Raw genomic sequence first — 15574 nt, forward strand, 5'->3', positions numbered from 1 at the left:
CGAGGACGGAATCGAACCGCCGACACGGGGATTTTCAATCCCCTGCTCTACCAACTGAGCTACTCGGCCACGTGTTTCGTTGCAGCGACGTCGCTGCCAAGGACGCGCATATTACGGAGGTCGGCTGTCTTCGGCAAGCATTTTGGAAAAAAACCTTCACATTGCCGTCTGCGCGGGCGCAAGTGGTTGATCCTGCGTCGTGCCGAGGTGGCGGCGCCGGTCGATGGCGGACGAGACGGGGGGTCGCGGCGGCGGCGAGGATCGTCGCCTGCAGCGGAAATCAGCGGGCCGCCCGCATCGGCAAACATGCAGGGGCAAGGCATGCGGCCGCGGTTGCATCAGGCAGGCGATGGAACGCTGTTTTCGCCGCCGCACGCGCCGATCGTCGCGGCGTATTGTCGCCCCTCCTGTCCAATGCTGTCCGCAGCAGAGTCCATCCCATGGCTGATCAACCGACCACCACCCGCATCGTGCTCGCCTCGCGGCCGCAGGGTGCGCCGATCGCTGCCAATTTCCGCCTGGAGCAGTCGCCGCTGCCGGCGCCGGCAGCAGGACAGGTGCTGCTGCGCAACCGCTATCTGTCGCTGGATCCGTATATGCGCGGGCGCATGGACGAGGGACCTTCCTATGCGCCTCCCGTTGCCGTGGGTGCGGTGATGGAAGGGCAGACCGTCGCCGAAGTGCTGCAGTCGAATGCGGCGGGAATCGCGGTGGGCGAGCTGTTCCTGGCGCCGGGTGGATGGCAGACCCATGCGGTGCTGGATGCGCAGGTGCTGGGGCGTCGGCTGGACCCGGCGGGCCTGCCGCTGAGCACGGCACTCGGCGTGTATGGCATGCCGGGATTCACCGCGTATTCCAGCCTGCATGAAATCGCCCGGCTGCAGCCGGGCGAGACGCTGGTGGTCGCCGCTGCGACCGGGCCGGTGGGGGCAACCGTCGCCCAGCTGGCCAAACTGCAGGGCGCCCGCGTGGTCGCCATTGCCGGCGGCGATGGCAAGCGTGCCTACCTGCAATCGCTTGGCGTGGATGTGGCGCTGGACCATCGCGCGGCTGATTTCGCCGCGCAGCTGCGCGCCGCCGTGCCGGACGGCATCGACGTCTACTTCGAGAATGTCGGCGGCCACGTACTCGACGCGGTGCTGCCACTGCTCAACGATTTCGCCCGCATTCCGGTCTGCGGCACCATCGCCACCTACAACGCGCGCGGCGTCGAGCATCCCGGGCCCGATCGCCTGCCGGCATTGTTCAGCCAGATCCTGCGGCAGCGGCTGACGGTTCGCGGCTTCATCGTGCACGACTTCAACCACCTGTGGCCGCAGTTCGAGCGCGAGATGGCGCACTGGCTGCGGGAAGGGCGCATCCAGTATCGCGAGGACGTGGTCGAAGGGCTGCAGAGCGCACCGGATGCCTTCTTCGGGCTGCTGCAGGGGCGCAACTTCGGCAAGCTGGTGGTGAAGCTGGACTGAGCTCTCGCCGGTGTCCGCCGGGCATGGCCCGGCGCTGCCACGGCGCGAGCCGGCCACGGTCGGCATCCACCGGTCCTGATGCGGCGGCATCAGCCGTTGGCGGCTTTCTCCCGGCGCAGCAGTTCGCGCTTGCGGGCCACACCCCAGGCATAGCCGGACAGATCGCCATCGCGGCGCACCACGCGATGGCATGGCACTGCCACCGCCAGTGGATTGCTGGCGCAGGCACGCGCGACCGCGCGGCTGGAGCGCGGTGCGCCGATGCGCGCGGCAATGTCGGCATACGATGCGGTCTGCCCTTGGGGAATCTGCTGCAGCGCCTGCCAGACGCGCTGCTGGAAGGCTGTGCCGCGGATGTCCAGTGGCAGTGTCGCGCCACGTGCCGGATCCTCGACCAGGCCGACCACCTGCGCCACCAGCTGCTCGTAGCCACTGTCAGCGCCGACCAGCTCCGCCTGGCGGAAGCGTTGCTGCAACGACTGCAGCAGCGCCTCCGGATCGTCGCCGAGCAGGATCGCCACCACGCCGATGCTGCTGCTGGCCACCAGTACGCTGCCCAACGAGCTTTCGGCGATGGCGAAATGGATCACCTCACCGCGTCCACCGCTGCGCCATTGCCGGGGCGTCATTCCCAGCAGGCGCGGCGCGTTCTCGTAGAAGCGGCCGCTGGAGCCGAAGCCGGCGTCGTGGAAGGCATCGGTGATGCGCGCCTGCTGTTGCAGTCCTGTGCGCAGCCGATCGGCACGCAGGGCCGCCGCATACTGCTTCGGGGTCAATCCGGTGGCCTGCTTGAACAGGCGATGCAGCCGGGTCGGGCTGCAGCCCGCCAGTTCGGCAAGCTCCTGCAGCGAGGGTTCGTCGAGACGGGCCTGCAGGTGGCGGCAGACGCGTTCGACGCGGGCATCGGTAGTTGCGATGGCAGTGTCCATGCGTCGATTCTGGCACGTGCCCCGCTGGCGGAAACTCCGTTTCCTGCACGCGCCAGCAGGGCCCGGAAACGGAGTGTCAACGGGGCAGGGACGCGACATCGTAGGGGCCACTTCACTGCCTGGACCCCGAACATGCGCCTGCACGACAAGATCGCCCTCATCACCGGTGCCAGCGCCGGCATCGGCCGCGCCTGCGCGCTGCGTTTCGCCGCCGAGGGCGCAAGGCTGGTGCTCAACGCGCGGCAGCCGGAGCCGTTGCAGGCGCTGGCCGATCAGATCCGCGCTGCCGGCGGCGAGGCGGTGGTGCATGCCGCCGATGTCGCCGGCCCGGACACTGCACAGGTGCTGGTCGACCTGGCGCAGCGGGCCTTCGGAGGCCTGGACATCGCGATCAACAACGCCGGGATGCTGGGGCCGGGCATGCCCGCTGCGGAGTTTCCGGTGGACGCCTGGAGGCAGGTGATGGCCACCAACCTCGATGCAGCCTTCCACGCCGCGCGTGCCCAGTTGCCAGCCCTGCTGGCGCGGGGCGGCGGCTCGCTGGTGTTCGTCGGCACCATCGTCGGCCATGCCGTCGGCTTGCCCGGCATGGCCGCCTACGCCTCGAGCAAGGCCGGGCTGATCGGCCTGAGCCAGGTGATCGCCGCCGAGTACGGCGCACGGGGCGTGCGTTGCAACGTGCTGCTGCCTGGCGGCACCGACACCGAGATGGGCCGGCAGGCTGCGCCAGACGAGGATGCGCTGGACTTCGTACGGTCGCTGCACGCGCTCAAGCGCCTGGCCGGGCCGGAAGAGATCGCCAACGCTGCGCTGTTCCTGGCCAGCGATGAAGGCAGCTTCGTGACCGGTAGTGCGATGCGCGTGGACGGCGGGATATCCATCAATCGCACCTGAGCGGACGGCAGGCGGCTGCACATGGCGTTCGCGCCGGACTGACCCGTCCGTTACCCGGCGACCTCTAGCGTGGCACCAGCGCCGGCCTCCGCCGGCGGCGGAGCCACGCATGAGCAGACACGAAAAGGACACGCCCGATCCACGCCAGGGGGTGCAGGAAAGCCGCCAGGACCGGAAGCAGGACGACGTCGCCAAGCAGCGTCCGGGGCAGCGCGACCAGCAGGTACGTGACACCCACTCGCGCAGTCCACGGCGCAAGGATGGTGGGCAGGAGCCTGCCTGACGCGTCATTGCTGCAAGCGCCCTCGGCCCGAGCCAGCGGCTGCCCGATGCTGGGTGTGTCGCCACCGGGCTCGGTCATGCGCAGGTCGCGCGTCTCATCTGCCCGGTAGCCCGGGGCGTGCAACGAAAAAGGCCGGACCCTGGGTGTCAGGAGTTCCGGCCTTTTTCATGCCCTGGTGGGCATGTGGATGGTGGAGCCAAGGAGGATCGAACTCCTGACCTCGTCATTGCGAACGACGCGCTCTCCCAGCTGAGCTATGGCCCCGTAGTGCGCTGTCATTGTATCGCTGGCGGTCGGCCTTGCCAAGCGACGCGCCCGCCCGTGGCCCGAGGCGACTGTGCCGAGTCCGCCGGCTTTCGTGCGATGCCGTTGCGCGAAACGAAATCGTAACAATTTGGAGGATAATCCCCAGTCTGCGCAGCAGTTCCCTTTCTCGCCGCCCGGCCCGCGCAGGCCGCCCGGACGTCTCCTCAGAGCTTTCGATGCCTTCCCATACCGATTCCCGCCGTCTGTCGGGCATGTCGTCTTCCCTCGTTTCCTTCCGTCGCCATCCGCTCGCGCTGGCCTGCGCAGGCCTGGCGCTGGTCGGCAGCTTCGGCGCCGCGGCGCAGGACAGTGCGCCGACCCCCACCGGGCTGGATACCATCACCGTGACCGCCGAACACCGTGAGCAGAACCTGCAGGAGGTGCCGGTGTCGGTGGGCGTCGTGCAGGGCGAGCGCATGCGCGACTTCACCGCCGGCGGCGACGACACCCTGCTGGCGCTGTCCGGCCGCGTGCCGAGCCTGTATGCGGAAACCACCACCGGTCGTATCTTCCCGCGCTTCTACATCCGCGGGCTGGGCAACATCGATTTCTATCTGGGTGCTTCCCAGCCGGTGTCGATCATCCAGGATGACGTGGTGCTGGAGCACGTGGTGCTCAAGTCCAATCCGGTCTACGACGTGGACCAGGTGGAAGTGCTGCGCGGCCCGCAGGGTTCGCTGTTCGGCCGCAACACCACGGCCGGCATCGTCAAGTTCGACACGCTCAAGCCGACGCAGGACTACACCGGCCGCGTCAGCGCCAGCTACGCCAGTTACAACAGCGTGTCGATCGATGGCGGCTTTGGCGGTCCGATCAACGATATCGCCTCGTTCCGCGTGTCGGCCCTGTACCAGCATCGCGACGACTATGTCGACAACACCTACAGCGGCCCGAGTGCGGATGGCACCGTCAGCCCGAAGAAGAACGCCATGGGCGGTTTCGATGACCGCAACGTCCGCGCCCAGCTGCTGCTGACGCCGAGCGAGCAGTTCTCGATCCTGGCCTCGGCACACGCGCGCGATTACGAAGGCACCTCGACCCTGTTCCTGCGCGGTGCGCTGACCAAGGGTTCCAACCGCACCGACGTGCCGCGCGACCAGGTCGCCTACGACGAAGCCGACAACAACCCGCAGGCCTACAAGACCTACGGTGGCTCGGTGAAGGCGCGCTATGACTTCGGCGCGATCGACTTCACTTCGATCACCGCGTATGAAACCACCTCCGGTTACAGCCGTGGCGATACCGATGGCGGTGCTGCGGTGAACTATCCGGTCAACGGCGTGCCCAACGGCTACGGCCAGTCGATGGGCCGGATCCGCGACCTGGACCAGTGGACCCAGGAATTCCGTCTGGCCAGCCATGACGACAGCGCGTTGCAGTGGCAGGCCGGCGCGTTCTATTTCAACGGCAGCGACACCACCGACTTCTACCAGCGTGCCTGGTTCCTGCAGGGCGCTGCGCGCAATCCGAACAACTGGGTACGCCTGCGCAACAAGAACACCTCCTGGGCCGGTTTCGGCCAGCTCAGCTACGCCTTCACCGACAGGTTCACGGTGACCGCCGGCCTGCGCCAGACCCGCGACGAGAAGCACACCCGGCTGCTGAAGACCGCCGACACCGCTGCCGGTGTGGTGACCTACAAGGGCCGCACCGACGTCAGGATGTCCGATACCACGCCCAGCTGGGACCTGAGTGCGATGTACCAGATCACGCCGGACGTCAGCGTCTATGCGAAGGTGGCGCGCGGTTTCCGCGGGCCCACCATCCAGGGCCGTTCGGCCGTGTTCAATGCCGACTTCACCACCGCCGACTCGGAGACCATCCTGTCCTGGGAGGCCGGCGTGAAGAGCAGCCTGTGGGACAACCGCCTGCGCCTGAACGCCACCGCGTTCACCTATACCGTCAACGACATCCAGCTCAACGGCAACGATTCGGACGGCAACGGCGTGCTGTTCAACGCAGACAAGGCCAAGGCGTATGGTTTCGAAGCGGACATGGAACTGCGTCCGGTTCCCAACCTGACCCTGAGCGCCGGTGTCAGCCTGCTGCACAGCGAAATCAAGGACAAGCGCGTGTACGCGCAGGTCTGCGGCCTGAATGGCCAGGTGGTGTGCACGGTGGATGATCCGACCATCAAGGTGGGTGCGAACACCTTCGCGCAGATCGACGGCAACCCGTTGCCGAACGCACCGAAGTACAACGTCAACCTGGCCGCACGCTACGATTTCCCGGTCAGCGACGCGGCCACGATGTTCGTGTCCACCGACTGGAACAAGCAGGGCTATACCAGCTTCGTGCTGTATGACAGCAAGGAGTTCAACTCCAAGGGGGACTTCGAGGGCGGCCTGAAGATCGGTTACTCCGGCAACTACGGTGCCTATGAAGTCGCGCTGTTCGCACGCAACATCACCAACGAGAAGAATCTCAAGGGCGTGATCGAGAACTACATGGCTGCGGTGTACAACGAGCCGCGTACCGTGGGTGTGTCGCTGAACATGAACTGGTAATCGAACGGTTGCGGGAAGGGGCGGCCCGGTGATCCTGGCCGCCCCTTTCCGTTGCTGCAGCGGGTTGTCAGCGCACCGGCAACAATGGCTGCAGGCGCGATTCCAGCGCCTGCTGGCGCCATCCGGCCAGCGCCGACGGCCACTGGCGGTGCTCGAGGTAGCTTTCCAGGTGCTTGCGCGAGGCCAGTACGCCGTCCGCCAGGCCCAGTTCACGGCTGCATTCGGCCACGGCGTCCTGCATTTTCTTCAGCGTCTTCTTGCTGCTGTCGGTGGGCTGGGTTGCCAGCGGCGCGTCCTGCTCGTCGGCCAGCGGAGTGTCCAGGGCCTGCCACACGGCGGCTGTCAGCTTGCGCGGCGCCTTCGGGAACGGCTCGAACAGCTTGGCGAGCGCGTCGACATCGGCCGGTGGCGAGCGCGCCAGCAGGGCGGCAAGTTCGTTGTCCAGGATCCAGCTGCGCGGCCGGTCGCTCTGGCGTGCCTGCACATCGCGCCAGCGCAGCAGGCGCAGCAGGCGTCGCTGTGCCTCGGCATCGAGGAACTGGGCCGAGCGCATGGACAGGTGCGGCCAGCGGTCCTCATCGTTGGCGACGCTGGCCAACAGGCGTTCAGCGTCGTCGTGCAGCCACTGCTGGCGTCCCATCGCCTGCAGTCTCGCGTCGATCGCGTCATGCAGCGCGAACAGGTGCTCGACGTCATCGGCGGCATACTGCAGCTGCGACTCGGAGAGCGGGCGGCGCATCCAGTCCGAGCGGGTCTCGCCCTTGGCCAGGGTCACGCCGGTGATCTCCTGCACCAGCTTCTGGTAGCCCATGCCGGCACCGATGCCGGCCAGCGCCGCGCCGATCTGGGTATCGAACAGCGGTCGTGGCAGCACGCCGCAGGTCCATTTGAAGGCCACCAGATCCTCGCTGGCGCTGTGCATCACCTTGATGATCGACGTATCGGTCAGCCAGGGGGCCAGTGCTTCGGGCATGCCGGGAATCAGCGGATCGATCAGCAGGATGTCCTCGCCGACCGCCATCTGCACCAGCGCCAGTTGCGGCCAGAAGGTGCGTTCACGGATGAATTCGGTGTCCAGACCGATGCGGGTGGGACGCTGCTGGTAGTACGCATCCAGCTCGGCGGGGGTGGTGATCCAGATTGCCACGGGTCAGGGCCTGCTACTCGGGTTTGCTCAGGCAGGGGAGAATAGCCTAACGTCGGTCCGCGTCCGTGCCGAAGGAGGCTCTGCTTGCGTTTTCCGCTGTCGTCCGCGCTGTGCGCCAGCCTGGCCCTGGCTCTGGTCGCCTGCACCCCGTCACCGCCGATACCGGCAGGCAAGGCCGGCGAGGGTTCCGGCCAGGCGGCATCGCCGCCGGCGCCGGAGGATCGGCCGGCGGTGCAGGGCAGCGTGACCATCGCCGGTCAGGATGCGGCCGAAGACGTGCAGCAGTGGACGCCGCCCCGTGTCGATCGGGAGGGGCGCAGCCTGGCGCAGCTGCGCAGGGCCGCCGAGCAGGCGTTTGGCCAGGATCGGCTGTACGAGGATGGCGATGCCGCCATCCCGCTGTGGCTGGCGGTGCAGGAGGAGGTGCCTGACGACCGCCAGGCCCGTGCTGGTCTGCAGCGTGCCCGCCAGCGCCTGCTGCAGCAGACCGATGCCTTGCTGGTGCGGCCGCTGCAGCAGCGCGAGGCGCTGGCCGAAGCGGGACGCCAGGCGCTGGTGTTGCTGACCCTGGCCCCTGACGATGAAAAGGTGCGTGCCCTGCAGGCGCGGGTGGAGATCGCGCAACGCGTGGTGGCCTACAACCGGGCCGGCGAGGAGGACCTGCGCGCGGACCGGATCGGCGAGGACGGTGACGGCGCGATCGGCAGTTTCCGCGAGGCGTTGGCGCTTGACGAGGGCAACCGCCGCGCACGCCAGGGCCTTGCTGCGGCGGAGAGCGGCCTGATCCGGCGTGCCGAGGAGGCCGCCCGCCGCCGTGACTTCGCCAGTGCCGGCACCTGGCTGGCCGAAGCCAGCAAGGTCCGTGATTCCTCTCCGACCATCGCCGACGCCTTCGAGCGCATCGAGCAGATCCGGGCCAACACCCTGGCGCAGCTGCGCGACGAGGGCCTGCGCGACCTGGCGACGCCGCAGGGCCTGAAACCTGCGCGCGAGAAGCTGGCCGAAGCACTGCGCATCGCGCTGCCCGGCGACGCGGTCGTGGCGCAGCTGCGCGAGCGCATCGATCTGGCAACCCATTACGGCAGCTTCCGTCCCGGCCAGGTGTTCAGCGACGCGATGCGCGATGGCGGGCGTGGCCCGCAGATGGTGGTGGTGCCGCATGGCGGCTTCCAGATGGGCGCAGGGGATGCCGAGCCCGGCGCCACCGATGCCGAGCGCCCTTCGCATTACGTGCGGTTTGACCGCGGTTTCGCGATGGCCATCACCGAGGTGACCGTCAGCGATTTCGAGCGCTACGTCAAAGCCACCAATGCCCGCCCACGCGCGACCCGTCGCGGTCATTCGGTGGTCTATGACGAGCGCAGCGGCAATTTCATCCGCCGCAGCGGTGTCGACTGGCGCTCGGATTACGACGGCGCGCGCGCGCTGGGCAACGCGCCTGTGATGCATGTGAGCGTGCGCGACGCGGAAAACTATGCCGCGTGGCTGTCCGAGCAGACCGGCTACAGCTACCGGCTGCCCAGTGAGGCCGAGTTCGAGTATGCGCTGCGCGCCGGCAGCAGCGGCCGTTATCCCTGGGGGGATGCAGGCACGCCCCCGCCGGGCAGCGGCAACTTCACCGGCAGCAAGGATGTCTCGCCGTCTGGCCGGCATTGGCACAACGCGTTCATCGGCTATGGCGATGGCTGGTGGGGCCCTGCGCCGGTGGCGAGCTTCCGGGCCAACGCGTTCGGCCTGCACGACATGGCCGGCAATCTCAGCGAATGGGTGGCCGACTGCTGGCATTCCAGCTACCGGCGTGCGCCCTCCGACGGCGTGGCCTGGTTCAACCCGGGTTGCCGGGCGCGGGTGATCCGCGGAGGCAACTGGGCGAACTCTCCCGAGCAGACCCGGGCGGCCTGGCGGCAGTCGCAGGACTCGGACACCACCAACGCCCGCATCGGGTTCCGCCTGGTACGCGGCATCTGAGCGGCCGGCTTCACCCGGCGCGGGCTCCGGCACACTAAGATTGCGCCGTGCCCGCCGGCCGGCGGGGCCAGCCGGAAGACCACCGCATGCGCAACGACCCATTTTCCCGCTCGCCGCAGGGCCCGCAGCGGCGTGGCCTGTTCGGCAACATCCGCTGGTGGGTACTGCTGCTGGCGGCGGGTTACGCGGCCTTTTACTGGTTTTCGAACCGGACGGTCGATCCCTATACCGGCGAGAAGGTCATGATCGACAGCAGCCTGGATGCCCAGCAGGAAACCGCGCTGGGCCTGCAGGCCTACCAGCAGATCCTGGCGCAGGAGCGGCCACTGGACCCGAACGCGCAGATCTCGCGTGACGTGCGTGCGATTGCCGAGCGGTTGATCGCCAAGGTCGATGTGGTGGAGACCGCATTGGCGCGGGAGCATGGCGTGGAGCCGGCCCATTTCGCGCGCAGCTTCCAGTGGGAGGTGAACGTGATCCCCTCCGAGCAGGCCAACGCCTTCTGCCTGCCGGGCGGGAAGATGGCGGTCTATACCGGTCTGGTGCCGGTGGCGCGGACCAAGGATGCGATGGCGGTGGTGATGGGGCATGAGATCGCCCATGCGCTGCTGCGCCATGGAGCGCAGCGCATGGCACAGCAGAAGCTGACCCAGATCGGGCAGATGGCCGGGGCTGCCAGTGGCATGGATGCGCAGCAGCAGCAGATGGTGATGTCGGCGATGGGTTATGGCTATCTGCTGCCCTACGCACGCGGCCACGAGACCCAGGCCGATGAGGTGGGGCTGATGCTGGCTGCGGCTGCCTGTTTCGATCCGCGCGAAGCGGTGCCGCTGTGGCAGCGGATGGGCCAGGCCAGTGGTGGTCAGTCGCCGCCGGAGTTTGCCTCCACCCATCCCAACCCGGGAACCCGGATCCAGAATCTGCAGGCACTGATGCCGAAGGCGCTGGAGTACCGGAAGCAGTTCTGCGAGGCGGCCAGGTAGGAAGGCGCGCGCCTGGCTGCGCCTTGGCCGCCCTCCATTACCTGACCGAGGTGACCTGCACGTCGATGACGCCGTCGCCCACGCGTGCCTGCAGTGCGTCGCCGGGCTGGACCTGTTCAACCTGTCGTACCAGTGCACCATCATCGGCACGGGTCACGATGCTGTAACCGCGTGCCACCGTGGCCAATGGACTGACCGCTTCCAGGGACCGGGCCAGGCCGCGCAGGCGCAGCGCATCGCGTTGCAGCAGCCGCTGCATCGCTGCATGGGGGCGTCCGCGCAGGGCCGACAGGCGACGCTGCATCGCGTCCAGCTGGCGCTGCGGATGATGGCCACGCAGCACCGCGGCAGCATGGCGCAGGCGCGCGGCACGGCGCTCCTGCTGCTGGTTGAAGGCCGCGTGCAGCCGCCGGCCCAGCTCCAGCTGACGGCGCCGCAACAGGTCCAGCCGGGCCTGCGGACTCTGCGCATTCAATCGCAACAGCGCACGGTCGGCGCGCTGCATGGCCTGTCCTACCGCGTGGCGCTGCAGCTGTGCCAGCCGCGCGGCATTGCGGCGCAGGCGCAGGGCCAGGTCACGCTGGTCGGGGACCAGCAGCTCGGCCGCCACCGACGGTGTCGGCGCGCGCAGGTCGGCGGCAAAATCACTCAGGCTGAAGTCGGTCTCGTGGCCGACGGCCGACACGACCGGCGTATCGCTGGCGGCGATCGCGCGCGCCAGCGCTTCGTCGTTGAACGCCCATAGATCTTCCAGTGAACCGCCGCCGCGGGTCAGCAGGATCACGTCGTAGCGACCACTGGCATCGGCTGCCTGCAGCAGGCGGGTGATCTGCGCGGCGGCGCTGGAGCCCTGCACCAGGGTCGGCAGCAGGTCCACCTCCAGCAGCGGGAAACGACGGCCCAGTACGCTCAGCACATCGCGCACGGCGGCGCCGGTCGGCGAGGTGATCACCGCCAGCCGCCGCACATGCGCGGGCAGCGCCCGCTTGCGTGCAGGATCGAACAGGCCTTCGGCGTCCAAGCGCGCCTTCAGCTCCTCGAACGCCCGCCGCAGCGCGCCTTCACCGGCTTCCTCCATGTGGTCGAGCACCATCTGGTACTCGCCGCGTGCGTCGTACAGGGTCACCCGGCCACGCACCAGCACGCGCATGCCCTCGCGCGGTACGAACTTCAGGTACTGCGCCTTCATCCGGAACATCGCCGCACGCAGCTGTGCCCGTGCGTCCTTCAGGGTGAAGTACAGGTGCCCGGACGCAGGGCGGGCCACACTCCCCAGTTCGGCTTCGACCCAGATCGCCGGGAAGCTGCCTTCCAGCAGGTCGCGTGCCAGCGTGTTGAGCTGGCTGGGAGTGAGAATGTCGTTGTTGCGTGGCTGCATGGGTACGGCGCGCTGCGGGTGGAGCGGGCACTCAGGATCGCACGTTGGCGCGCGCCGGGCACGCCCGGCTCAGGTCGTGCGGTGCTGTGCCAGCGCCCACTGCACGTGCTCGCGCACCAGCGGCGAGGGATCATCGATGCGGGTCTGCAGTGCGGCCAGGGTCTGCGGTGCTGTCGGCGCGTTGCCCAGTGCCACGGCGATGTTGCGCAGCCAGCGCTCATGGCCGCTGCGACGGATCGGGCTGCCTTCGGTGCGGCGCAGGAATTCCGCCTCGTCCCAGGCGAACAGCTGATCCAGGCGCGCAGTGTCCAGGTTGTTGCGTGCGCGGAAATCGGCTTCATCGGTGCGCTTGGCAAACTTGTTCCACGGGCAGACCAGCTGGCAGTCGTCGCAGCCGTAGATGCGATTGCCGATCAGCGGCCGCATGTCCTCGGGGATCGCGCCCTCATGCTCGATGGTCAGATAGGAAATGCAGCGGCGCGCATCCAGCCGCTGCGGGCCGGTGATGGCGCGCGTGGGGCAGATGTCGATGCAGCGCGTGCAGGTGCCGCAGTGCGCAGTGGCGGGCGCGTCGACCGGCAACGGCAGGTCGATGTAGATCTCGCCGATGAAGAACCATGAGCCCCCCTGGCGATCGATCAGGCAGGTGTGCTTGCCGATCCAGCCGAGCCCGGCGTTGCGGGCCAGGGCCCGTTCCAGCACCGGTGCCGAATCGACGAAAACGCGGTAGCCCAGTGGAGCGACTTCATCGTTGATCCGCGCAGCGAGCTTCTGCAGGCGGTTGCGCATCAGCTTGTGGTAGTCGCGCCCCAGCGCGTAGCGCGCCACGTAGGCGCGGCCGGGATCGGCCAGGGTCGCCCAGGCTTCGGTATCGTCGCGGTGGCTGTAGTCCATGCCCACGGAAATGACCCGCACCGTGCCCGGCAGCAGTTCGGCCGGGCGTGCGCGCAGCGTGCCGTGGCGTGCCATCCAGTCCATGGTGCCGTACAGGCCCTGACCCAGCCAATCGGCCAGGTGTGCCTCGTCTTCGCCCAGCTCGATGCCGGCAATGCCGCAGCGCTGGAAACCGTGTGCGCGGGCCAGTTCGCGGATGCGCTGCACGGCCTGGACCGGGTCGGCTGGGGCAGGGGCGGGGACGGAGGACATGTGCACCAGTATAAAATCCCGGCATGCCCGATCTCTCTCTTCTGTTCGACACCGCTGCTGCGCGCGCGCTGGACGCCCGCGCGTCGGCGCTTGCCGGTGATGGTGGCTGGAGCCTGATGGCGCAGGCTGGCCTGGCGGGCTGGCAGTGCCTGCTGCAGCAATGGCCGGATGCCCGCAGTCTGTATGTGGTGGCTGGCGCCGGCAACAACGGCGGCGATGGCTACGTACTGGCGACCCATGCGCTGCAGGCGGGCCGCCAGGTGCAGGTGATCACCCTGCCGGGCAGGCTGCCCGCAACGCCCTTGGCGCAGCAGGCAGCGGCGGAATTCGCTGCCGCCGGCGGCAGCAGCATCGAATTCGACGGCCAGCTGCCGGTCGCCGACGTCGGCGTGGATGCGCTGTTCGGTCTCGGCCTGGATCGGGCCCCGGCCGGCATGGCGCAGGCGCTGATCGAAGCACTCAACGCCTCTCCGGCGCCGGTGCTGGCACTGGATGTACCCAGCGGTGTCGATGCCGATCAGGGCGGCGTTCCCGGCGTTGCGGTGCGCGCGGCGGTCACCCTGCAGTTCATTGTCTGCCACCGGGGCCTGTACACCGGCGACGCGCTGGATCATGTCGGCCAGCGTCGGCTGGCGCCGTTGGACCTGCCGGAGGCGGCGCGGGAAGGCATCGCGGCCAGCGCGGAACGCTGGGTCGGCGACCGTCTGCGGGCGCTGCTGCCGCCGCGCCGGGCCAATACCCACAAGGGCGAGTCCGGGCATGTGCTGTGTGTGGGCGGCAACCACGGCAGTGGTGGCGCACCGGTGATGGCGGCCGAGGCCGCACTGCGTGCCGGTGCCGGACTGCTCAGTGTCGGCACCCGTCGTGAGCATGTGGGGGCGATGCTTGCGCGCCTGCCCGAGGCGATGGCGCATGCGCTGGAAGATGGCGCGGCGTTGCCTGCGCTGCTGGACCGCGCACGGGTTGTTGCGATCGGGCCGGGCCTTGGCCAGGACGACTGGGCGCGTGCGCTGCATGCCAGCGTGCTCGCCTGCGGGCGTCCGCTGGTGATCGACGCCGATGCCCTGAATCTGCTGGCGCAGAACCCGCACGCGGTGCCTGATGCCATCCTGACGCCGCATCCGGGAGAGGCTGCACGCCTGCTGGGCTGCAGTACCGCCGAGGTACAGGCCGATCGCTTCGGCAGCGCGCAGGCGCTGGCCGAGCGCTATCACGCCACCGTGGTGCTGAAGGGTGCCGGCAGTGTAGTCGCGGCACCTGCGCGGCTGCCGCGGCTGATCGCGGCCGGCAACCCGGGCATGGCGGTCGGCGGCATGGGAGATCTGCTGACCGGCGTCATTGCTGGACTGCGCGCGCAGGGATTGGACGCATTCGATGCCGCAGCAGGCGGCGCCCTGCTGCACGCGCTTGCCGGCGACGCCGCGGCCACCAACGGCGCGCGTGGTCTGCTTCCCACCGACCTGCTGGCGCCCCTGCGGCGGCTGGCCAATCCGGAACGCTCCCCATGAACGAATACTTCCTTGCCGACAGCGATGCCACCGAACGTCTCGGGCAGTGGCTGGCGGCCACGCGTCCGCCGCAGGCGTTGATCGAGCTGCGCGGCGACCTCGGCGCCGGCAAATCCACCACCGCGCGTGCGCTGCTGCGTGCGCTGGGCGTGCAGGGTGCGATCCGCAGCCCGACCTACACCCTGGTCGAGCGCTATCCGCTGGCCAGTGGCGGCGAGGCGTGGCATCTGGACCTGTACCGCATCGGCCAGGCCGGGGAACTGGATTTCCTGGGCCTGGACGAGGGCAGTGCGGTGCTGTGGCTGGTCGAGTGGCCGGAACGGGGGGCGGGCGCATTGCCGCCGACGGACCTGGTCGTGGCGCTGGAGATCGAGGGCCAGGGGCGCCGGGCGCGTCTCAGTGGGCTCAGCGACGCTGGCCGGGAATGGCTGCAGCGGCTGGCCGAAGGTGGAGACTTGCGGCCTGTTTCTGTCGCCTGACGAGAACAAAGATCGGCAGGTTACGGATTATTAAGGAAAAAGGTATTGCATTCCGTTCAGCGCGGTGATTGAATCCTGAGCCATGTGCCTGGGGAACCGTCTCATCGCCATCTGTGCCGCCGTCGGACTGGGTCTGGCGAGCCTCAGCGCGTGGGCGGGTGAAGTCCGTCAGGTACAGCTGAATACAGGCTCCACCGGCACCCGCGCGGAAATCTCGCTGGTCGGCAGTGGCGGCTACAAGACGCTGTCACTGGCCAACCCGAACCGGCTGGTGGTCGATTTCCCGGATTCCACTGCCGTGCGCAACCTGAAGATGCCGGCTGCGCAGGGCGTGGTGACGGCAGTGCGCACCGGACAACCGGTTCCGGGCACCTTCCGTGTTGTTTTCGATCTTGCGGAATCCGTGGCGCCGTTCCGCCCGCAGATGCAGCGCGAAGGAGAGGCGTCAAAGCTGGTGATCGAATGGCCGGGTGACAGCCCGGGCGTGGCCGCTGCGGCGCCGGCTCCGGTTGCCACGACCACGCAGACGACGGCACCCAGCATGCAGACGCGCAGCGACGCCGCCCGCGCTACGGCGTTG

Annotated in this window: 13 protein-coding genes and 1 tRNA gene; 9 read left to right on the top strand and 5 right to left on the bottom strand. The window is 68.5% G+C overall.

Annotated features, from left to right (window positions below):
- The first annotated feature begins 440 nt into the window (after positions 1 to 440).
- Entirely contained in the window at positions 441 to 1466 is a 1026-nt protein-coding gene (locus QMZ25_RS17260) for an NADP-dependent oxidoreductase (RefSeq protein ID WP_180875534.1), read from the top strand.
- Positions 1467 to 1555: 89 nt separating this feature from the next.
- On the opposite strand, the gene QMZ25_RS17265 is transcribed toward QMZ25_RS17260, so the two are convergent.
- The gene (locus QMZ25_RS17265) at positions 1556 to 2395 is read right to left on the bottom strand and encodes a methylated-DNA--[protein]-cysteine S-methyltransferase (protein ID WP_283220020.1); all 840 of its coding nucleotides are present in this window, start codon (positions 2393 to 2395) and stop codon (positions 1556 to 1558) included.
- Positions 2396 to 2527: 132 nt separating this feature from the next.
- Here QMZ25_RS17265 and QMZ25_RS17270 point away from each other — a divergent pair, with 132 nt between their 5' ends.
- Together QMZ25_RS17270 and QMZ25_RS17275 are read left to right on the top strand one after the other, a co-directional pair.
- Positions 2528 to 3289, top strand: coding sequence for an SDR family oxidoreductase (locus QMZ25_RS17270; protein ID WP_283220021.1), 762 nt, complete (start codon positions 2528 to 2530; stop codon positions 3287 to 3289).
- Between the two features lie 109 nt (positions 3290 to 3398).
- On the top strand, positions 3399 to 3572 hold the full coding sequence (locus QMZ25_RS17275; protein ID WP_164972374.1) for a hypothetical protein: 174 nt from the start codon (positions 3399 to 3401) through the stop codon (positions 3570 to 3572).
- Positions 3573 to 3760: 188 nt separating this feature from the next.
- Here QMZ25_RS17275 and QMZ25_RS17280 read toward each other — a convergent pair.
- Positions 3761 to 3836 (bottom strand) — tRNA-Ala (locus QMZ25_RS17280).
- A 254-nt stretch (positions 3837 to 4090) separates the two neighbouring features.
- On the opposite strand from QMZ25_RS17280, the gene QMZ25_RS17285 reads away from it, so the two are divergent.
- Entirely contained in the window at positions 4091 to 6385 is a 2295-nt protein-coding gene (locus QMZ25_RS17285) for a TonB-dependent receptor (protein ID WP_315974026.1), read from the top strand.
- Positions 6386 to 6452: 67 nt separating this feature from the next.
- On the opposite strand, the gene rnd is transcribed toward QMZ25_RS17285, so the two are convergent.
- Positions 6453 to 7532: a ribonuclease D gene (rnd, locus tag QMZ25_RS17290; RefSeq protein ID WP_053520336.1), complete on the bottom strand. Its 1080-nt coding sequence runs from the start codon at positions 7530 to 7532 to the stop codon at positions 6453 to 6455.
- 84 nt (positions 7533 to 7616) lie between these two features.
- On the opposite strand from rnd, the gene QMZ25_RS17295 reads away from it, so the two are divergent.
- Together QMZ25_RS17295 and QMZ25_RS17300 are read left to right on the top strand one after the other, a co-directional pair.
- The gene (locus QMZ25_RS17295) at positions 7617 to 9500 is read left to right on the top strand and encodes an SUMF1/EgtB/PvdO family nonheme iron enzyme (protein ID WP_283220022.1); all 1884 of its coding nucleotides are present in this window, start codon (positions 7617 to 7619) and stop codon (positions 9498 to 9500) included.
- An 86-nt stretch (positions 9501 to 9586) separates the two neighbouring features.
- Positions 9587 to 10483, top strand: a complete 897-nt coding sequence (locus tag QMZ25_RS17300) for a M48 family metallopeptidase (protein ID WP_283220023.1) — start codon at positions 9587 to 9589, stop codon at positions 10481 to 10483.
- A 37-nt stretch (positions 10484 to 10520) separates the two neighbouring features.
- On the opposite strand, the gene xseA is transcribed toward QMZ25_RS17300, so the two are convergent.
- Both xseA and queG read right to left on the bottom strand, forming a co-directional pair.
- Positions 10521 to 11861, bottom strand: coding sequence for an exodeoxyribonuclease VII large subunit (xseA, locus tag QMZ25_RS17305; protein ID WP_053520217.1), 1341 nt, complete (start codon positions 11859 to 11861; stop codon positions 10521 to 10523).
- A 69-nt stretch (positions 11862 to 11930) separates the two neighbouring features.
- Positions 11931 to 13007, bottom strand: coding sequence for a tRNA epoxyqueuosine(34) reductase QueG (gene queG / locus QMZ25_RS17310; RefSeq protein WP_283220024.1), 1077 nt, complete (start codon positions 13005 to 13007; stop codon positions 11931 to 11933).
- Positions 13008 to 13030: 23 nt separating this feature from the next.
- On the opposite strand from queG, the gene QMZ25_RS17315 reads away from it, so the two are divergent.
- From QMZ25_RS17315 to QMZ25_RS17325, 3 genes are all read left to right on the top strand, one after another.
- The gene (locus QMZ25_RS17315; RefSeq protein WP_283220025.1) at positions 13031 to 14515 is read left to right on the top strand and encodes an NAD(P)H-hydrate dehydratase; all 1485 of its coding nucleotides are present in this window, start codon (positions 13031 to 13033) and stop codon (positions 14513 to 14515) included.
- Positions 14512 to 14994 carry a tRNA (adenosine(37)-N6)-threonylcarbamoyltransferase complex ATPase subunit type 1 TsaE gene (gene tsaE / locus QMZ25_RS17320; RefSeq protein ID WP_065181918.1) on the top strand — a complete coding sequence of 161 codons (483 nt, stop codon included), beginning with the start codon at positions 14512 to 14514 and terminating at the stop codon, positions 14992 to 14994. Before QMZ25_RS17315 ends, tsaE begins: the two co-directional genes overlap by 4 nt.
- An 82-nt stretch (positions 14995 to 15076) precedes the next feature.
- Positions 15077 to 15574: AMIN domain-containing protein (locus QMZ25_RS17325; RefSeq protein ID WP_283220026.1), on the top strand; the 498-nt coding region annotated here is incomplete at its 3' end.

This window comes from Stenotrophomonas sp. RS-48, assembly GCF_030053245.1.
Lineage (GTDB): Bacteria > Pseudomonadota > Gammaproteobacteria > Xanthomonadales > Xanthomonadaceae > Stenotrophomonas > Stenotrophomonas maltophilia_P.